This window comes from Anaeromonas frigoriresistens, from assembly GCF_016820655.1.
GTDB classification, from domain to species: Bacteria; Bacillota; Clostridia; order Tissierellales; family SIT17; genus Anaeromonas; species Anaeromonas frigoriresistens.
Genome location: NZ_WSFT01000029.1, coordinates 81,698 through 102,077, shown reverse-complemented (window position 1 = coordinate 102,077; position 20,380 = coordinate 81,698). Strand labels below are relative to the sequence as shown.

The 20,380-nt window shown below is 31.8% G+C and carries 18 protein-coding genes; all 18 read right to left on the bottom strand.

The window, feature by feature from the left end:
- Window positions 1-462, bottom strand: a 462-nt coding sequence (locus tag GOQ27_RS07425) for a uracil-DNA glycosylase family protein (protein WP_203366210.1), incomplete at its 3' end; no start/stop codon positions are given.
- Window positions 463-602: 140 nt separating this feature from the next.
- Window positions 603-1,538 (bottom strand): tyrosine-type recombinase/integrase, encoded by a 936-nt coding sequence (locus GOQ27_RS07420; protein WP_252187773.1) that lies wholly within the window; start codon window positions 1,536-1,538, stop codon window positions 603-605.
- Window positions 1,539-2,486: 948 nt separating this feature from the next.
- On the bottom strand, window positions 2,487-4,313 hold the full coding sequence (gene glmS / locus GOQ27_RS07415; RefSeq protein WP_203366214.1) for a glutamine--fructose-6-phosphate transaminase (isomerizing): 1,827 nt from the start codon (window positions 4,311-4,313) through the stop codon (window positions 2,487-2,489).
- A 323-nt stretch (window positions 4,314-4,636) separates the two neighbouring features.
- On the bottom strand, window positions 4,637-5,983 hold the full coding sequence (gene glmM, locus GOQ27_RS07410; RefSeq protein WP_203366209.1) for a phosphoglucosamine mutase: 1,347 nt from the start codon (window positions 5,981-5,983) through the stop codon (window positions 4,637-4,639).
- A gap of 406 nt (window positions 5,984-6,389) precedes the next feature.
- Window positions 6,390-7,286: a YitT family protein gene (locus GOQ27_RS07405; protein WP_203366208.1), complete on the bottom strand. Its 897-nt coding sequence runs from the start codon at window positions 7,284-7,286 to the stop codon at window positions 6,390-6,392.
- A gap of 356 nt (window positions 7,287-7,642) precedes the next feature.
- Entirely contained in the window at window positions 7,643-8,179 is a 537-nt protein-coding gene (locus GOQ27_RS07400) for a 2-oxoacid:ferredoxin oxidoreductase subunit gamma family protein (protein WP_203366207.1), read from the bottom strand.
- A 1-nt stretch (window position 8,180) separates the two neighbouring features.
- Window positions 8,181-8,927, bottom strand: a complete 747-nt coding sequence (locus tag GOQ27_RS07395; RefSeq protein WP_203366206.1) for a thiamine pyrophosphate-dependent enzyme — start codon at window positions 8,925-8,927, stop codon at window positions 8,181-8,183.
- The gene (locus GOQ27_RS07390) at window positions 8,927-9,988 is read right to left on the bottom strand and encodes a 3-methyl-2-oxobutanoate dehydrogenase subunit VorB (RefSeq protein ID WP_203366205.1); all 1,062 of its coding nucleotides are present in this window, start codon (window positions 9,986-9,988) and stop codon (window positions 8,927-8,929) included. Before GOQ27_RS07390 ends, GOQ27_RS07395 begins: the two co-directional genes overlap by 1 nt.
- A 15-nt stretch (window positions 9,989-10,003) precedes the next feature.
- Complete coding sequence (locus tag GOQ27_RS07385) at window positions 10,004-10,234, bottom strand: 4Fe-4S dicluster domain-containing protein (RefSeq protein ID WP_203366204.1); 231 nt, start codon at window positions 10,232-10,234, stop codon at window positions 10,004-10,006.
- 56 nt (window positions 10,235-10,290) lie between these two features.
- On the bottom strand, window positions 10,291-10,965 hold the full coding sequence (locus GOQ27_RS07380; protein ID WP_203366203.1) for a nucleotide-binding protein: 675 nt from the start codon (window positions 10,963-10,965) through the stop codon (window positions 10,291-10,293).
- 19 nt (window positions 10,966-10,984) lie between these two features.
- A complete protein-coding gene (gene buk, locus GOQ27_RS07375) occupies window positions 10,985-12,061 on the bottom strand; it encodes a butyrate kinase (protein WP_203366202.1) in 1,077 nt (358 codons plus the stop codon).
- Window positions 12,062-12,076: 15 nt separating this feature from the next.
- Window positions 12,077-12,982, bottom strand: a complete 906-nt coding sequence (gene ptb / locus GOQ27_RS07370; RefSeq protein WP_203366201.1) for a phosphate butyryltransferase — start codon at window positions 12,980-12,982, stop codon at window positions 12,077-12,079.
- Complete coding sequence (gene buk, locus GOQ27_RS07365; RefSeq protein ID WP_203366200.1) at window positions 12,975-14,066, bottom strand: butyrate kinase; 1,092 nt, start codon at window positions 14,064-14,066, stop codon at window positions 12,975-12,977. The genes ptb and buk (GOQ27_RS07365) overlap by 8 nt, the downstream gene beginning before the upstream one ends.
- Before the next feature lie 272 nt (window positions 14,067-14,338).
- Complete coding sequence (locus GOQ27_RS07360) at window positions 14,339-16,054, bottom strand: sigma-54 interaction domain-containing protein (RefSeq protein WP_203366199.1); 1,716 nt, start codon at window positions 16,052-16,054, stop codon at window positions 14,339-14,341.
- Between the two features lie 19 nt (window positions 16,055-16,073).
- Complete coding sequence (locus GOQ27_RS07355; protein WP_203366198.1) at window positions 16,074-17,342, bottom strand: CdaR family protein; 1,269 nt, start codon at window positions 17,340-17,342, stop codon at window positions 16,074-16,076.
- Complete coding sequence (cdaA, locus tag GOQ27_RS07350; protein ID WP_203366197.1) at window positions 17,317-18,159, bottom strand: diadenylate cyclase CdaA; 843 nt, start codon at window positions 18,157-18,159, stop codon at window positions 17,317-17,319. Before cdaA ends, GOQ27_RS07355 begins: the two co-directional genes overlap by 26 nt.
- Window positions 18,160-18,342: 183 nt before the next feature.
- Window positions 18,343-19,563: a CapA family protein gene (locus tag GOQ27_RS07345; protein ID WP_203366196.1), complete on the bottom strand. Its 1,221-nt coding sequence runs from the start codon at window positions 19,561-19,563 to the stop codon at window positions 18,343-18,345.
- A gap of 56 nt (window positions 19,564-19,619) precedes the next feature.
- Window positions 19,620-20,327: a PrsW family intramembrane metalloprotease gene (locus GOQ27_RS07340; protein ID WP_203366195.1), complete on the bottom strand. Its 708-nt coding sequence runs from the start codon at window positions 20,325-20,327 to the stop codon at window positions 19,620-19,622.
- Between the last annotated feature and the right edge of the window lie 53 nt (window positions 20,328-20,380).

The window sequence follows — 20,380 nt, the reverse complement described above, 5'->3', positions numbered from 1 at the left end:
AGTTGAACCATTAGGAATTACTTTCTCACCACTTTTTCTTTTCCATATATAATTCATAGCTTTTATAGCTACATCCCCCATTAATAAATAGACTTGAATATTTGGAAAATAACTTATTTCTTTTTCAAGAATCTTTGAACAATTTTTTATAGTTTTAGCTGATATCCTATATTGAAGTTTAGGGCATTTTACAGCAGTTGTTAAATATACTCCTAATTCTTCTAGTTCATTTAATCTGTTAACTTCTACACCCGCATCTTTAAAAGCCTGAATAGTAGTTTTCATATAGTCAGATTTATCGGATGAATAAAAGTAATCTTTCTTTTTATCTGGTGGTACTTCAGATATCATCAAAATCTTTATTTTTTCCTTTTTTATATTTTTCGTAGGTACTAAAAACCCACTTTCATTTATATCACTACACGAAAGATGGTCACAGTTTATACACTCGTTAATATTCACTTGCTTTTCCTCCTTTGCTTACTCATTAAACCAACTGCAAAAATTTCACATAACAATATCTTCCCGAACCAATATTTCGTCATTTATACTTATATATAGGTGTTCCCGAATCCTAGTTCGGTAATATCTGCTTATTTCTGTTATTTATCTCCCCCTTTCAATAACCTATCTAATGGACTTTCTATTTTATTTAGATTGGTTTTACTTACATGAGTATATATTTCTGCTGTTTTTGAGCTTTTATGTCCTAATAATTCTTGAATATACCTTAGATCGGTTCCTCCTTCCAATAAATGTGTTGCGAAGGAATGTCTCAATGTGTGAACTGAAGCTTCCTTATTTATATTGGCTTTTTTCCAGGCATTTTTAAATACTTTTTGTACTGATCTTTCAGTTAGAAATGTTCCCTCTTTCCCTCCAGGAAATAACCAATCTTTTGGTTTTTCTATACTTGCATACTTTCTTAGCATATCTAATGAAACTTGAGATAATATTGTATATCTATCCTTTCTCCCTTTACCTTGCTTAACGTGTATAAGCATTCGTTTACTATCTATATCATCTATTTTTAGCCTTACTACCTCTCCTATTCTAAGTCCTGGAGAATAAATCAAATAAAGTATAGCTTTATGCTTATAATTTGAAACTGCATTCAGAATCTCTAAAACCTCTTCTTCAGATAGTACATTTGGTAATTTCTTCTCCTTCTTAGGTCTTGGTAGCTCATACACTACGTTACCTTTCTTTAATACGTATTTGTATACAAATTTAATTGAACTAATAGCTTGATTCACATAGGAATGACTGCAATCACAATTGTTTAATAGGTAGTACATATATATTTCTATATCCTGCTTATTCAATTCAGTTTCTTTTTTATCTACATAGTCTAAAAATCTTTTAATATGTCCTATATATGTTCTTTTTGTTTTATAAGTAAATCCCTTTAATGTTAATTGTTTGTTCATTTCATTTATAACTTTTTCTCTGTCAAAATTAGATAAATCATCAAAATTTATTATAGTGAATTTAAATATATTGCTCCAATTAATATCATAATCTCTTAATACATCCATTAGCTTTGTTTTACTTTTAGCATCATTTGGTATAATCCAATATCTCTTTTTTGATTCCCATCTACGCCCATGGATTTTTCTAATTCTTTTTATTATTTCAGGATCATAATCAAATATAATAACTATATCAACTTTGTTTAATTCTTTTATATTTATCCCATGACATCATCTCACTTTATTAATTGAATATTCTATATATAATTCTCTATTTATTATGATAATTCCTTTTATTATTTTCTTTTTTTCCCAAATTTTTATATAAAACAAAGTGTTTTCCTAATAAAAGTATTTAAAAGATAAGATACTTCTGTCATATCAAAAAAAACTCGGTAAGAACTATCTCTTAAAAACACCTACTTTTCAACCTCCCATTTTTTTCAAGCAAATAAAGTCTTCCTGAAATATCAAATTTTCATTTCCTGTATTTTACAATTATTATTCAATCTATGCAAAAAAAGTCGGTAAGAAGAGAGGCAGGGTTAAGAGTGAAATATAAGGAGTAAATACAAGTATTAAATAAAAAAACTAGAGGGATGCATGTAGAAAAAAAGACTGAGAGAATTTTTTCAATCCTTCCCTCAATCCTTCTATTTTCAATAATTTCAACCTCATTTTTATAATTCCTTCATATCCTTTCTCTCTTTAATACATTTTCTTTTCAATTTAAAAATATAGGTTATCTTTGCCTGAAGTAACAATAAAAAAAGCAGGAGAGTTATTTACTTTTTCTTCCACTTTTCTTACCAAGTTTATTTTCTTCTGAATAAGTTTTTTTTCGACAGTAAGTGTTTTTTTTCGTTCGACAACTTCACTTTATTCAGTATGACATGTATCTAGGTTTGTTTCTAAATAAAACTCTTCTTTTTTTCAAAAAAAGAAGAACCATTTTATATGGCTCTCCTTCATCTCATTTCTTTTTTTCGACAACATATTTCCCCGGAAATATTACTATTCTACAGTAACTGATTTTGCAAGGTTTCTTGGTTTATCCACATCCGCACCTCTTAAAGTTGCTACATGATATGCTAAAATTTGTAGAGGTACCACACTTAGTATTGGTGATAAATCATCTGATATATCTGGGATATACATTACATGGTCTGATGATTTTGATATCTCAGTGTTTTTAGCTTTTGCTAAGGAGATTATTTTTGCTCCCCTTGCATTTACTTCTTTTATATTACTTACTGTTTTATCATATAGTCTATCTTGAGTAGCTAATGCTATAACAGGAGTGCCATCTTCTATTAATGCTATTGTTCCATGCTTAAGCTCTCCTGCTGCCATTGCTTCTGAATGAATATATGATATTTCCTTAAGTTTTAATGATCCTTCTCTTGCCACATCATAGTCTATTCCTCTACCGATATAGAATATATGCTCAGCCTTTGTTATTACTTTTGCTACATCCTTAATTGACTCATCCATTTTTAAGATTTCTTCTATTTGTGCTGGAGTAGCTCTAAGTTCTTCTATTAACTCATTAAACTTCTCTTTTGAGATTGTTCCTTTTTTATTTGCCATATCTAGAGCTATTAGTGCTAAAGACACTAATTGAGTAGTGTATGCTTTAGTTGATGCTACTGCTATCTCAGGTCCAGCCCAAGTATAGAATACATCATCAGCTTCTCTTGAGATTGTACTTCCTACTACATTTGTAACTGCTAGTGTTCTTGCTCCTCTTTCTTTAGCCATTCTTAATGCAGCTAGAGTATCAGCTGTTTCTCCTGATTGACTTACTACTATCATTAGAGATTTTTCATCTATAAATGGATCGTTATATCTAAATTCTGAACCTACTTCAGCTATTACTGGTACATTTACATACTTTTGAATCAAGCTTTTTCCTAATAGTCCTGCATGGTAAGCTGTACCACAGGCTATTATATATACTTGGTTGAATCTCTCTAAATCTTCTTTTGTAAGAGATATATCATCTAATTTAATTTCATTGTGTCTATTTAATCTTGGAGATAGTGTATCTTTTACTGCTTTAGGCTGTTCATATATCTCCTTTAACATAAAGTGATCATATCCACCTTTTTCTGCTGCTTCTACATCCCAGTTAACTGTATATACTTCTTTTTCAACTGGAGTTCCATCTGTTTTCATTAGAGTGATGTCATTTTCTTTTACTATTGCCATCTCTCCATCTTCCATTATAAATATTTTTCTTGTATATTTTAATACTGCTGGTATATCTGATGCTATAAAATTCTCATCTTCACCTATACCAATAATTAATGGGCTATCTTTTCTTACAGCTATTAACTTATCAGGGTTTTCTTTGTTTATTACTCCTAGAGCATAAGCTCCTTCTAAGTCCTTAACTGCCTTTTGTACAGCATCTATTAGATCTCCTTCATAATACATATCTACTAGATGAGCTACTACCTCAGTATCAGTTTCAGAAAGAAATTTGTACCCATTCATTATTAATCTTTCTTTTATCTCTATATAGTTCTCTATGATACCATTATGAACTACTGCTATATTTCCAGAATTATTAGCATGAGGATGACTATTCACATCAGATGGTTCTCCATGAGTTGCCCATCTTGTATGACCTATACCAATATTCCCTTTAACTGGTACTTTCTCTAAATTTTCTTGTAGTACCGCAAGTCTTCCTTTATATTTTCTTACATCTAAATTATCATTTTCTAATATTGCTACACCTGCAGAGTCATATCCTCTATATTCTAGTTTAGATAAACCCTCTACTAATATATTCGATGCTTGCTGTTTTCCTATATATCCTACTATTCCACACATTTTTACATTCCTCACTTTCAATTTCATTCATTCATTCATAAATTAATTTTCACATGACAAATAGACCCACTTACATAGTGAGTTTTTCTCCACCTGATAGGCTTTGTACAGATAATTACTTATCTGTTTTGTCCCATCTTTCTGGGTGGTGGCTCACCCCGAGGCATCCGCCGATTAATTCGATAAACCTCGTCCTCGTCTGCATAAGTAGACCGCTCCTACTTTATGCCCTGGCGCTTTTGTAACTTATTTAATTTTCTCTTCTTCTCTATATACGCATCACCCCTTTCAAAAATTTTCTAAGGAGGATTAAATCCTCCCTATTATTTTAATCTTTCTTCTATTAGTTCAGCTAATTTTTCAGCTATTGTTTGTATTTCTTCTTTATCTTTCCCTTCAATCATAACTCTTACTAAAGGTTCTGTTCCTGATGGTCTTATTAATACTCTTCCTTCACCATGGAATCTTTTTTCTAAATTGTCTATCTCAGCTTTAATGATTGCATCTTCTAAATAACTATTCTTCTTTGCATTATCTATTTTAGCATTTACTAGTACCTGGGGTAAAGATGTCATTATTCCAGATAACTCTGATAATGATTTCTTATTTTCTTTTACTACTGCTGCTAATTGAAGGGCTGTTAACAGTCCATCCCCAGTAGTATTGTGATCTAAGAATATTATATGCCCAGATTGCTCTCCACCTAGTTTATAGTTATGCTTAACCATTTCTTCTAATACATATCTGTCTCCAACTTTTGTCTTTATAAGACTCATATCTCTTTCTTCTAGGCAAATATCAAGTCCTAGGTTACTCATAACTGTTCCTACTATAGTATTATTCGTAAGTAACCCTTTATTCTTAAGGTATTCCCCACATATAGCCATTATATGATCTCCATCAACAATTTGACCCTTTTCATCCACAGCTATAAGTCTATCTGCATCTCCATCAAAGGCAAATCCCATATCTGCACCAATTTCATTTACTAGCTTTTGAACTTCTTCTGGCTTTGTTGATCCACATTCTACGTTTATATTAGTACCATCAGGATCATTATGTATTACATATACATCTGCTCCTAATTCTTCTAATAGTATTGGTGCTGCCATATAGGCTGCTCCATTCCCACAGTCTATCGCTATCTTTAACCCATCAAATTTAATATTTAATGTAGTCTTTAAAAATTCAGTATAGTCATTTAAAGCATCTACTATCAACTTTTTCCTTCCCACATCTTCTCCTGTAGGGAATACTGGAATATCTTCTCCATTTAAGATATAGCTTTCAATTTCATTTTCTATTTCATCGCTCAATTTATATCCTTCAGAATTAAAAAATTTAATACCATTATATTCAACTGGGTTATGAGATGCTGATATCATTACTCCTGCATCTGCATTATATTTTCTAGTTAAATGTGCTACTGCTGGTGTAGGTAGCACTCCTACTGATAATACATCTACTCCTGCTGAGCATATACCAGATATAAGGGCTGCCTCAAGCATGTCCCCAGATATTCTAGTATCCATACCTACTACTATTTTAGGTCGATTTTTTCCTTTTGTTAATAGATATCCACCTATTCTTCCAAGTTTATATGCTAATTCTACTGTTAAGTCTTTATTTGCTATTCCTCTTACTCCATCAGTTCCAAATAATTGTCCCATTTGTTAACCCTCCCGAAAGTCAGTTACCTTACTATAATACCACAGTCCTAAATTATACTCAAGCTTAGATTATAACAGAACTATAGCGATTTTTGTCGAATCTTGTAGTATGATAAGATTTATTGTTTATATCATAAACTTTTAATACACTTATTATGTCAATTATAGCATATTTATATATAATACTATCATTATTTCACTTTAGCAACCTATTTTTAGTTTTACCCATATAATATTAAAATAAAAATTCATCCTTAAAATATGAATTAAAAGTATGTGCTCTTTCGCTGATAGAAGAAACTAAGGGATTCACATAAAACCAAATTCAATTTTTAGTAAAATTTATTAAATTACCTTTCTTAGATAATAAAAAATATAAAAAGCGAGATTCTTTCGAATCTCGCTACTAAAATTCTATATTTCTAAAGCCGCGTCCTTTGACTTCTTTACTATCACTTATATTAATAAAAGCATCTTCATCTATACCTTTAACTATTTCTTTTAATTTTCCCACTTGAGTTGATGTAACGGTACAATATATTACTTTCTTATTATCACGAGTATATGCTCCTTCTCCTTTTAAGAAAGTAGCTCCTCTGCCTAATTGTTCAAATATCTCTTTTGCTACTTCATCAGGCTTATTTGATATTAGCATCACTGATTGATTTGTATCTAATCCAGCTTGCACTTTATCTAATATCTTGTATGCTATATATAGTCCCATCAACGTGTACATAGCTGGTCTTATCCCAAATAATACTGAAGATATTCCAACTACCACTATATTAACTCCCATTAAAGCTGAGCCAATATTCATATTTAACTTCTTTTTAAGTATAGCTGCTATAATGTCCATTCCTCCCTGGGAGGCTTTATTTCTAAACATCATACCCATACCTATACCATTTAATACACCACCAAAAACTGATTCTAATAATAAATCATTTACTTGTATATAGCTTCCAATTCCTTCTGTAAAATTTAGTAATAGAGACATAGCAAACATTGATATAAAGCTGTAAAAAACAAAATCTCTATCAACTATTTTAAAACCAACTGCAAATATAGGTATATTGATTAAAAAAATCAATAATCCTGTCGGTAATCCTGTTAAATAATGTGCCATTATTGCTATACCACTAGCTCCTCCACTTAGTAATTGATTTGGTATAAAGAAACCATTAATAGCTATTGCACATAATAGACCTCCTACCAATATCGAAACCAACCTTATCGAGTGGGGCAAATCCTGTGAGTCAGATTTTGACTTTTCTTTAAGATTTGCTTTCTTTGCAAGTTGCACTTATACGACCCCTTTTCTTATTCTAGGTTCTAACCTATTTTTCACTTTAATTATAACTAGCTAATATATATATTGCAATCTATATTTCAAAGTATTTTATTAAGAAAAAGTAATATATCTGACTATTTTAAATACGGCATTTTTACTTATTTTATTATTCATACTTATGCTTTAAAGAGTAAATACGTGTAATAATATGAAGGTAATTTATTAACACTTTCATTTTTATAATTTTCAAAATTGTAGATAAATTCATATATTTGTACACAAATATAATATTATGTAAAAAGATTGAATACATAAGGAAAGCCTCGAGTATTAACTCGAGGCTTAATTAATCAACTGATTATTTTTTATTATTTAACTGCTTCTGCACCTTTTTCTAAAGCATTTTTATTTAGTGGTATTAAATGAGCCTTTGATTCACCAAATACTTTCTTAAATGCTTCTATTATTGATTCAACTCCTACCGCTTTAGTTAATTCTAAATATGCTCCTAACATAACCATATTAGCTGCTTTAGCATTTCCTAATTCCACAGCTATTTCATTTGCAGGTATATAGTATACATTAACGTCATCTCTGTTAGCTTTTCTATCAATAAGAGAGCTGTTTATTAATAAATTACCATTAGCTTCTATATCATCTTCAAATTTATCTAATGATGGTCTATTCATTACTATAGCTGCTGTAGCTTCTGTAACTATAGGAGAACCTATAAGATTATCAGAAACCATAACATTACAATTCGCAGTACCTCCACGCATTTCTGGACCATAAGAAGGTAACCATGAAACATTCTTGTTTTCAATCATTCCAGCATAAGTTAAAAGCTGTCCCATAGACATAACTCCCTGTCCACCGAATCCCGCCATTATAACTCTTTCTTGCATATTATTTTACCTCCTCAGGTGTACATATATTTCCTAATGGATAGTACGGAATCATATTTTCTTCTAACCACTTAAGTGATTCTACTGGTGTTAATCCCCAGTTTGTTGGACAAGTTGATAATACCTCAACTATACCAAATCCTTCTCCACTTAACTGTAACTCAAAAGCTTTCTTTATAGCTTTCTTAGTCTTTCTTACTGCTGCTGCATTGTGAACAGAAACTCTCTCCACAAACTTAGCTCCATCAAGAGTTGCAAGCATTTCAGATACTCTCATAGGCATACCTGCATGAGAAACATCTCTACCATATGGAGAAGTTGTAGCTTTTTGTCCTTCCAATGTTGTAGGTGCCATCTGTCCACCAGTCATTCCATATATAGCATTATTTACGAAAATAGTAGTTATTTTTTCTCCTCTTGCTGCTGCATGAATTATTTCTGCTGCACCTATAGAAGCAAGGTCTCCATCTCCCTGATAAGTAAATACTACTTTATCTGGATGAACTCTCTTGATTCCTGTAGCAACTGCTGGTGCTCTACCATGAGCTGCTTCATGCATATCACAGTTGAAATAATCATATGCAAATACTGAACATCCTACTGGAGCAACTCCTATAGTTTCTCCTAATACATCAAGCTCTTCTAGTACTTCTGCAACCAATCTATGAATAACACCATGGGTACATCCTGGACAATAATGGAAGGGCTTATCTGTTAATCCGTTTGTTCTTTCAAATACCTTTGCCATTATTTTACACCCCCTGCAATCTTTTTAATTTCGTCAACTATAGCATCTGGAGTTGGAACCATTCCTCCGGTTCTTCCATAGAAATGAACAGGTTTTCTTCCGTTTAATGCTATCTTAACGTCATCTATCATTTGACCAGTACTCATCTCTACTGTAAGTACTCCTTTAGTCTTATCTGTGATTTCATCAAATGCTTTATCTGGGAATGGCCATAAAGTTATAGGTCTAATAAGTCCTACCTTCATTCCTTCCTCTTCACATTTAGCTATAGCATTTTTAGCTATTCTTGAAGTAGTACCATAAGCTACTACTACAACATCAGCATCTTCTACGTTATAGTTCTCATATCTTACTTCTTTTTCTTTTATTTCATCATATTTTCTCTCAAGCTTTAATACATGATCTTCAAGCTCTTGTGGATCTATAAATAATGAGTTGATTATATTTGGCTTTCTTTTACCTTTTGTACCATCTGTTGCCCATGTTTTAGGCTCAAGAGGTCTTTTCTTAGGCTCTTTGAACTCTATAGGCTCCATCATTTGACCAATCATACCGTCACCTACTACCATAACAGGCATTCTATATTGTTCAGCCACATCAAAAGATTCCATAACTAAGTCTACTGTTTCTTGAATAGTAGCAGGAGCATAAACTACGTGTCTATAATCTCCGTTTCCGCCACCTCTTGTTGATTGATAATAGTCAGATTGTGCAGGTTGGATACCACCTAGTCCAGGGCCTCCTCTAACTATATTAACGATAACACATGGAAGCTCAGCTCCAGCAATATAAGATATTCCTTCTTGCTTTAATGCAATACCAGGACTTGAAGAAGATGTCATAACTCTTGCTCCAGCTCCAGCTGCTCCATATACCATATTTATTGCAGCTACTTCACTCTCTGCTTGTAAGAATATTCCTCCTATATTAGGAAGCTCTCTTGCCATATACTCTGGTAATTCATTTTGTGGTGTTATTGGGTAGCCAAAGAAGTAGTTACATCCTGCTTTAATAGCAGCTGCTCCTATGGCTTCATTTCCCTTCATCAATACTTTAGCCATTAAATACCCCTCCTATTATTTCTCTATTATTCTCTCAACTTCAATTACAGTATCAGGACAAATCGTTGCACAATTTGCACATCCAATACATTTATCCATATCAGATACAGTAGCAGGATGATATCCTTTTACGTTTATCTTATCTTTATTCATAACAACAATATTTACAGGACAAACAGTTGTACATAACTCACAACCTTTACATCTATCCTCTCTAAAAGTAACAGTACCTTTTGCCTTTGCCATTAATAACCCTCCCTCATATAATTAATGCTTTTTATTTTAAGCTGAAATACAGCTTATTAACTCATCCAATCTTCTCTCATGTACATCTTAATAGGGAAAATCTCTCCATCTAAATCTTCTGGTAATTCCTTTGCAACACTTTCTATACAAGATATATATTTAATCGGAATATTTAATTCCTCTGATACTTCTTTACAGAGTTCCTGACCCCTTAATACATCCTCTACAGTAGTACTTTTAAGCAAATGAGTATTATTGATAAGGCCAGTAATCTTTGCTCTAGATTGGAACTCAATACTTCTAAGATAATCAATAGTCTTTTGCTTTGTTTGAGTTTCAGGTCTATTTGCATTTATAACAAAAAACATATCATATTTATCTTCTTTAAAATAGCTATGATATCTACCTAAAGCTCTAGCACCTACTGGATCTCCTCCTACATCTAAAACAGCTTCAAAGCTCTCATCCTGTAAAGGAGTTAACACTTCTCCTGAAATAGCTGGTAAATCAGAACCTGAACCTTTTATAGAGCTACCAATCACTCTAATACCTAGGTTTGTTAACACTTCTTCCTTTTCTCTACTTCTGAAATAAGGATTTACTACATCTAAGTCAGCTATGGCTACTTTATTATTATCTTTTGCTAATTTAATTGCATAATTTACAGCAAATTCAGTTTTTCCACTTCCATAGTGCCCTGTTATTACTCTTATCCTCTTGTCATTTAACATATAACCATCCTTTAAGAGTTTATTTGTATTCTTGTGCTTGTTCTTCTCCTCTTAGTACTCTAAGTCCACCTTGAGCTAAAGCAATAAGTTCATCTTCTCCTGGATAAACAAATACTTTTCCGATGAAGTCAACTCTCTCTGTAATCCAAGAAATGAATTCTTTATCATAAGCTATACCACCAGTGATTATTATTCCATCTACCTTACCTTTTAATACTGCAGCACAAGCTCCTATCTCTTTTGCTACTTGATATGCCATAGCCTTATATACTAATTCAGCTTTTTCATTTCCTTCAGCTGCCATACCTGAAACTTCTCTTGCATCATTTGTTTCAAGATATGCTACTAAACCACCATTTCCTTTTATCATTTTCTTTATATCATTTAGTGTGTATTTTCCAGAGAAACAAAGTTTAGCTAAATCTCCTGTTGGTACTCCTCCTGCTCTTTCTGGTGAAAAAGGTCCATCTCCATCTAAAGCATTATTAACATCTATTACTTTACCTTCTTTATGTGCTCCTACAGATATCCCTCCACCAAGGTGAGCTACTATAACGTTTAATTCATCATAGGATTTCCCAAGCTCCTCAGCTGCTCTTCTTGCTACAGCTTTTTGATTTAATGCGTGGAATATACTTTTTCTTTCTAATTCAGGCATTCCGGATATTCTTGCCACATCATTCATTTCATCCACTACTACTGGATCAACTATAAATGCTGGAATATTTAATTGAGATGCTATCTCTTCAGCTATGATTCCACCAAGGTTTGATGCATGCTCTCCTAATACTCCTACTTTTAAATCATTAACCATTTGCTCATTAACACTATATGTTCCTCCAGCTATAGGCTTTAGAAGTCCACCTCTACCTACTACTGCGCTTAACTTCGTTATATTTATTCCTTTATTATTTAATGTTTCAAGGATTATATTTTTTCTAAATTCATATTGATCATAGATCATTTCATATCCTTTTAATTCCTCTGTTGAATGTCTTAATGTCTCTTCTAATACTACTTTCTCATTATCATAAATTGCTATTTTTGTGGATGTGGATCCTGGGTTTATTACTAATAATCTATATGGGTTAGTCATTTTTCTTGCTCCTCTCTAATTTTTTGATGCCATTAATACTCCAAGAGCTATAGAGTTTAATTTTGCTGCATCACTGTCTGCTCTTGATGTTAATACTACTGGTGCTTTTGCTCCAACTATTACTCCTGCATTTTCAGCTCCTGCTAAAAATACTAAAGCCTTATACAATACATTACCTGCTTCAATATCAGGCATTAATAGTATATCTGCATCCCCAGCTACAGGATGGTCAATTCCTTTATGCTTTGCTGCTTCTTTAGATACTGCATTATCTAGGGCAAATGGACCTTTAACCATGCAACCAGTGATTTCACCATTTTCATTCATTTCAGTAAGACTAGCTGCATCTACTGTATCTGGCATCTTAGGGTTAACCTTTTCTTTAGCACATATAACTGCAACCTTTGGCTCTTCAATATCTAAAGAATGAGCTACAAAAGTAGCATTTTCTAAGATTTCCTTTTTAGCATCTAGTGAAGGTGCTATATTCATAGCAGCATCTGTTACTAAAAGTACTTTTTCATAGGTAGGCATATCAAATACTGCCACATGACTTAATACTTTGCCAGTTTTAAGTCCCACTTCATCATTTAATACTGCTTTAAGAATTATAGAAGTGTCTACTAAACCCTTCATCACCATATGAGCTTTTCCTATACTTACAAGTTCAACAGCTTTTAAAGATGCTTCTTTATTATCCTTAACATCAACTATTTCAAATTTATCCACATCAAGATCAATAGTTTTTGCTATTTTTACTATTTCTTCTTTATCTCCTACTAAGATAGCATCTGCTACTTCTCTTTCTTTAGCTTCTTTTACAGCAAGAAGTACCTCTTTATCCTGAGCCACTGCAACTGAAACAGTCTTCGGACCTTTTTTCTTTGCTAAATTTAATATATCATCAAAATTTCTAATCATTAATATTCACCTCTTCTTCATATACTTTTGCTTTCTCTTTTCCTTCTAACACTCTAAGAGCGCCTTCGTTTAATGCTTCTAATTCATCCTCTCCTGGATAAACCTCCACAGGAGCAATAAAATCTATCATATCCTTCACATAAGAGGTAAGCATATTTGAATAAGCTACCCCACCAGTAAGGATGATATAATCAACTTTTCCTTTTAATACTGCAGCCATCTTACCTATCTCTTTTCCTATCTGATAAGCCATAGCATTAAATATTAATTGAGCTTTTTTATCTCCTGAATTAATTCTATCTACTACTTCTTTAGCATTATTTGTACCTAAGTAACCAACTAATCCAGCTTTTCCTCTTAATTTCTTCTTTATATCACTTAATGTATATTCACCTGAGAAACAGAGTTTAGCTAAATCTCCTACTGGTACTTCTCCTGCTCTTTCTGGAGAGAAGGGTCCCATTTCATTAGCATTATTTACATCAGTAATTCTTCCTTTTTCAATTGAAGCTACCGATATTCCTCCACCTAGATGAGCTACTATTAAATTTAATGAACTATAATCTTTATCTATTTCTTCAGCTAATCTATGAGATACAGCTCTTATGTTTAAAGCATGTAATAAAGACTTTCTTGGAATCTCAGGAATTCCAGAGATTCTTGCTATGTCTTCAAATTCATCTACAGCAACAGGGTCTACGATATAAGATGGAATATTAACCCTATCTCCTAAACCTTTTGCTATCAAACCACCAAGATTTGATGCATGTTCACCTTGTATACCTATTTTTAAATCTTCGACCATTTTATCAGTTATCTCATAGGTTCCTGCTGGCATTGGCCTTAATAGTCCTCCACGACCTACTACAGCTTTAAATTTATCTAACTTCATATTTTCTTTTTCTAATACATCCTGAATCAAGTCCATTCTGTATTCATACTGATCTGTAATCTTTTCAAACTTTTCTAATTCATCTGTATTATGTTCAAGTTTTTGTTCTAAAATCTTTTCTTTATCCTTAAATATACCGATTTTAGTTGAAGTCGATCCCGGGTTGATTGTTAAAATAAGTTCTTTACTCATTTACTCACTCCCATTATTTTTTCTATTTTATTAATGTTGCAAAATACATGCCAATTTTACAAATAATAAAGGCTCGTCCTTACTACCTATGAAAACATTTTCCCAATTCGCTCTATTACTCGAATTGATTTATTAGTTTTTAATTACTTATTCTCTGCAAATATAGTTAAAAGGATATAAATCTTTTTTATACCCTTCTATAATTATACCATTGCAATATTATGCATGCAAGAAAATGCATATATAGTTCCATTCGTGCAATAATTTGCATGTTATTCTATTTCATATTTCTCCATTTTATAATACAAACTTCTTATTGAGATTCCTAGAGCTCTAGCTGTATTTGTTCTATTTCTATTATATCTCTCTAAAGTTCTAAGAATATGATCTTTTTCCGCTAATTCTATAACTTCTTTTAAATCTTCTGTTATTTTTTGCTCTACTAAAGTTTCATCTATAGGAGGATATTTTTCAATATAATTTTCATGGATCTTTGGAAGATGTCTTTTTTCAATTTTATTTTCATTTAGTTTCATATTTATTATAGCTCTACCTATAACATTCTCTAATTCTCTAACATTTCCTGGCCAATCATGTTCTTTTAGAACTTCTAAAGCTTCTTGAGAGATATCTGTTATTACTCTACCATATTCTTGATTAAGCTTTCTTATAGAATTAAATACTAAGAATTTCAAATCATCTTTTCTGTATCTTAAAGATGGTATGTTTATAGGTATTACATTCAGTCTATAATATAGATCCTCTCTAAAACGACCTTCCTTTACAGCTCTTTCTAAATCCATATTTGTAGCACCTATTATTCTTACATTTATATTAATTGACTCAGTACCTCCAACTCTAACTACTTCTTTTTCTTGTAATACTCTTAATAGTTTGACTTGAATATTTGTACTTATTTCTCCTATTTCATCTAAAAAAATTGTCCCTCCGGAGGCTTGTTCAAAAAGACCTTTTTTCCCACCTTTTTTAGCTCCAGTAAAGGCACCTTCTTCATATCCAAACAATTCACTTTCCAGTAAGCTTTCACTTAATGCAGCACAATTAACTCTCACAAATTGATTGAACTTTCTACTACTTAAATTATGAATTGCATGGGCAAAAAGCTCTTTACCAGTACCACTCTCCCCTCTTAATAGAACTGTGGCAGGAACTTCAGCAGCTTTTTTTGCTTTTTCTATAGATCTTTTTATAAGAATATTGTCCCCTACTATATCTTCAAATGTATATTTAGCCTCTAGTTTTCTTATTATCTCTTTAGCTAAGTTTAACTCGTTTGTTACTTGCATCAAATCAGACACATCATGAAGCACACCTACACTACCTCTTAACTCGCCATCTACCATTATGGGAGCAGCTGTAGCTATCACTTCTTTTCTAGTTGGACCTACCTTTATCCTTGCATTTTTTACTGGCTTTTTAGTTTCTAATACTTTTAAATGTATACTCTCTCCTTCAGCTATATCTGCTGTTGCAATTTTTCCTATAACATCCCTTTGACTCAATCCCGTAAGTCTAGTGTATGCCGGGTTAATCATTAAATTTATTCCATTTTGATCAACTACTGATATTGCATCCTGGGTAGAATAAAAAACTGCTTCTAACATGCTTTGAATCTCTTTTAAATTTGTAACTTGGCTTACTAAATCTTTAATCTCAGTAATATCCCTAAATACAGCTACTGCTCCTATTATCTCTTGTTTTTCATTTTTTACTGGCATTCTATTAGTAATTATCTTTATATTACCTAGGTCCTGTTGCTTATTAAGTTCAAAGTCTCCAGTCCTTAATATATACATCAGTCTCGTATTTAAAATAACCTTCTCTACTTCTCTACCTAAAGCATAATCCTTATTTATGCCAGTTAAATCTTCTGCAGCTTTATTAAATAAAGTGATTATTCCATATTTATTTACCGCTATCATTGCATCATGGGTTGAGTTTAGGATTACCTCCAGCTCTTTTCTCAATTTTAACCTCCCCTATAAGTTACTCTGATTCTTCCGGTGGGTCTGTTTCTTCCTCATCATCACTTTTATTTTTTATTATTATCTTTAATGATTTAGGCTTTATTTCATCTATTAATATCCCTTCTGGACTCTCTATTTTTATATCTACTGTATGCTCTCCAGGTGACAGGTCTTTTAAATCAAGATATAAATTAAAATCACCTTTTTTTATATCTTCAACTTCCTCCTCTAATCCTATGAAAGATACTTCTATAATTTTATTTTCATTTTCTGACTCATCTAATATAAAATTATATGCTTCATTAATGTTTTCTCCTATTATTTCTTTTTTCTCAAATTCCAAGACTTTATTTTCTTCTTTAGAAATATTAATACTTATTTCTGGTTTTATATCATCTACTATATATACTCCCTCAGGCAAATCTAACTCCACTGCTTTTTTTATATTTTTACTTTCATAGGAAATATCTATAGGCATAGTTTTTACTTTATCGATTCCGGATATTACTTCTTCTGGTCCTTTAATAGTTATTGTTTCAGGGTTAATTTTGATGTTTGTCAACTGATGGTTTACTAAAGGATCACCATTAATTACGGGTTCGATAGATACTTTCTTAAGCTTTAAAATCGAAACATCTATACTTACAGTATTAGGCTCTTTTTTAAGGCTAGTTATTTCTTTATTATCATCATTTAATAGCTTCATAGGCACTGTGGTAGAGATGTCATCTTTAATCCCCTCTACATTCACAGTTGCTAAAACTCTATCCACAGTATTAACTATACTCTTTGGTCCTCTTACCAACACTTCAGCAGGCGACAAATTGAGGTCTCCACTAGCATATCCTTCTACAGGATTTCCTATTAACTGTACGGATGTTGGCATCTGCCTTTCTACAATCCTATCAATATTAACAGCAAGTTCTTTGGGATAATAGTCTACTATTTCCCCATTAAGCACCCCAGAAATTTTGATAGGAACTTTATTAACACCCTCTCTATACCCTTTTAAGTCTACCCGGGCAATGATATCTTTTTGAGTTATGCCTATTATATCGTTTCTTCGTCCTTCCACTTCGACCGTAATGCTATTATCATCTAAACCCATAAGAGAAAGATTGTTCTGACTTAAACTCTCTTCATTTAGTATAGTAACTTGTACATTTGGAATTTCTTTTACTATTCGAGGATTTACTTCACTCATTACATAGGTCCACATAATAAAGGCAAAGAATGCTGCGATTATCTTCATTGTAAAATTTCTATCCGTCAGATCTATCTTTTTCATTCTTATTCCTCCATCTTAATAGAAGTCCTTGTTTCTTTTTAGTATTCGAGCTATACATATTTTGAAGAATTTGACGTAATGTTTTGATATCCACATATCTAGAAAGCTTTCCTCTATCAGCAATAGATATAGCTCCCGTCTCTTCTGATACTACTATTGCTAATGCATCTGATTTCTCAGATATTCCCAAGGCCGCTCTGTGTCTTGTTCCTAGTTCCTTGTTTATATTCATACTTTCACTTAAAGGAAGTACACATCCTGCTGCTCTAATCCTATCATCTCTTATTATTACTGCTCCATCATGTAGGGGTGTATTAGGAATAAATATGTTTATTAATAGACCACTGGATACGGTACCATTTATCACACTTCCAGTTTCAACAACTTCTCCCAATCCCGTCTCCCTTTCAAAAACTATAAGTCCACCTATCTTTTGCCTTGATAGTGATGCAGATGCCTCTACTATCTCTTCTATAACATTAGTAATATCTTCTTCCTTTATCTCAATAAAGGATTTAGTGAAAAATCTACTCCTACCAATATACTCCAACGCCCTTCTAAGTTCAGGTTGAAATACTATTAGTAATGCGATAACTCCTACAGTCATTGTCTTTTGTAAAATCCAATGGGTAGTAAATAGCCTTAGCCATTCACTCATTTTAGTGGCTACTAATAGCACTATTATACCTTTAATAAGCTGTTCAGCTCTAGTCTCCTTGACCAAAGTATAAATTTTGTAAAAGGCAAAGGCCACTATAGTCATATCAATCAGATCTCTTAGCCCTATGTTTAAAAACAGTCCCTTAAAATACTCCAAATCCAACACCTCTGCATTATAAATTATATTATATATTTCTGTATAGATTTAATTAATCCTTTAATAGAATTATATAATATTAAGGATTCTTTTAAAACCTCAAAAGTCGATTAAATATTATTAATTGTTAATTAATTTAATAAAACTGAGGTATCTCAGTGATACCTCAGTTTTTAAAATCTATTATTCTACTATTTCAACTTCTTCCATTAACTCCATAGTATGAGTATAAGAATTTCTCAATTTATCCCTTACAACACTGGATAATTCTTCATTTTCTACATAATCTGGTACAGGAAGAATTCTAAATTCATTTTTACCTGCTGCGGAATATTTATGGACCCATGTAGGTATATAATTAACTTTATCTATTATTACCTCTTCTGTATCTAAATTTTTCTTAAAGTCTATATTTACAATTACTCCATCTTCAGTATAAATATTATTCATAGTAGAAGGTAAAGTCTCTCTTCTTTGATTTGATATAAAGTTCCCCATGGAATAAATAATAAATTTATCTTCTCCATCCTTTTTAATCATTTCTGATCGTTGGATCACATGAGGATGACTACCTAATATCACATCTGCTCCCCACTCAAACATTTTATCTGCTAATTCCATTTGAAATGTGCTAGGTTCTCTATTATATTCATTTCCCCAGTGAATAAATACAACTACTTTATCCGATACATTTTTCGCCTTCTCTATATCTTCTTTTATCTTTTCTTCATCAATCAAATTAACCATATATGTTAGTTCTTCTGCCGTTAATCTACTCTCGTTTCCATTTAAACCATAGGTATAAGACAAAAAGGATAAAACTATACCATTTTCTTCTTTTAATAAAAATCTTACTCCAGGATCTTTACTTGTCCCAACATAATCTAAATCATTATTTTTAATATTATCTATTGTGTTAACTATACCTTTTCTTCCAGTATCTACTGAGTGATTATTTGCTGTAGCTAATATATCGTATCCTGCATACTTTATAGCCTCCATAGTTGACGTGGGACTATTAAAGGAAGGATAACTAGTTATACCATACTCATCCCCAGCTGTAGTCGTTTCAAAATTTCCAATAGCAATATCTGCCTGTTCAAGATGTTTTTTTACAGGCTCAAATACTTCTTTAAAATCATATTCACCAGTACTAGAGTCATAAGCCGCTTTATATTGACTGCTATGAAACATTATATCTCCTGTTGCTGATAATGAAAGAAAAGAATACTCGGGCTTTTCCTCTATCACTATGTCATCTTCTTCATCTTTAGGTTCATCTTGTATATTGTCACTATCTTCTACTATATCATCATCAAAATAATTATCTATAAATGAAGATCCTATAAATACTCCTAGAACTATAAAAATTATTATAAAAATACTCGTAATTAACCTCTTCAAATTAATCCCCCACTTTATTAGTTTAATTGTATTATTTCATATACCCTATCACTATTTCAATTATCAAAATTATCCTTATCTAAAAAATTGACCTTTGACTCATAAATATATTTATTAAGTTTCTTTTGATTGGTTTTCCATAAATAAAATACATAGGGAATAAATATCAAAGTAGTTTGTGGTATCCCTAGCATAAGAATAAAATTAAATATCCCATGAAGTACAAGTGGCATATATAACGCTTTTCTTATATTTTTCTTTTCTTCAGTTTCCGATGTTGAAAACTTTGCTAAAGAAAGATAGTACCCCATTGTAACTCCAAATACAGCATGTGCTGGTACAGATAGAACTCCCCTATATAAACCTACATAGGGATTGAAATTACTAAATCTTAATAGATACATTATATTTTCCACCGTAGCTAAGCCTAATGATACAAATACAGAGTAGACTATACCATCTAATTTCTCATCAAAATCTTCTTTATGATAGGCGACCTTTAATACAGTATAACGTTTAAAGTATTCTTCTGTAAAACCTGCTACTATAAAAGCAGTATATAAAATCCCTAAAACTCCTCCAAATATATTAAATCGTACTAATAACCTTTCTACAATTATAGTAGGTAATACTATTATCATTCCACCTACAAAGGATTTAGCTAACAAACTAATTGGTTCTCTATCATATCTATCAGTTAAATATACAGCTAGACCAATAGATATAGCTGGTGTAATAGCTATAATCAAAATTCTAATAAACAATATATCACCCCTATCAGGAGATATTATTGTCACTTCTATTTATTTGTATACCA

Bases quoted from the DNA above. Each gene is read 5' to 3' on its own strand.
- GOQ27_RS07420 (WP_252187773.1), bottom strand. From the start codon at position 1,538: ATGGATGTATTAAGAGATTATGATATTAATTGGAGCAATATATTTAAA.
- glmS (WP_203366214.1), bottom strand. From the start codon at position 4,313: ATGTGTGGAATAGTAGGATATATAGGAAAACAGCAAGCATCGAATATA.
- glmM (WP_203366209.1), bottom strand. From the start codon at position 5,983: ATGGGACAATTATTTGGAACTGATGGAGTAAGAGGAATAGCAAATAAA.
- GOQ27_RS07400 (WP_203366207.1), bottom strand. From the start codon at position 8,179: ATGCAAGAAAGAGTTATAATGGCGGGATTCGGTGGACAGGGAGTTATG.
- GOQ27_RS07395 (WP_203366206.1), bottom strand. From the start codon at position 8,927: ATGGCAAAGGTATTTGAAAGAACAAACGGATTAACAGATAAGCCCTTC.
- GOQ27_RS07390 (WP_203366205.1), bottom strand. From the start codon at position 9,988: ATGGCTAAAGTATTGATGAAGGGAAATGAAGCCATAGGAGCAGCTGCT.
- GOQ27_RS07385 (WP_203366204.1), bottom strand. From the start codon at position 10,234: ATGGCAAAGGCAAAAGGTACTGTTACTTTTAGAGAGGATAGATGTAAA.
- GOQ27_RS07380 (WP_203366203.1), bottom strand. From the start codon at position 10,965: ATGTTAAATGACAAGAGGATAAGAGTAATAACAGGGCACTATGGAAGT.
- buk (WP_203366202.1), bottom strand. From the start codon at position 12,061: ATGACTAACCCATATAGATTATTAGTAATAAACCCAGGATCCACATCC.
- ptb (WP_203366201.1), bottom strand. From the start codon at position 12,982: ATGATTAGAAATTTTGATGATATATTAAATTTAGCAAAGAAAAAAGGT.
- buk (WP_203366200.1), bottom strand. From the start codon at position 14,066: ATGAGTAAAGAACTTATTTTAACAATCAACCCGGGATCGACTTCAACT.
- GOQ27_RS07355 (WP_203366198.1), bottom strand. From the start codon at position 17,342: ATGAAAAAGATAGATCTGACGGATAGAAATTTTACAATGAAGATAATC.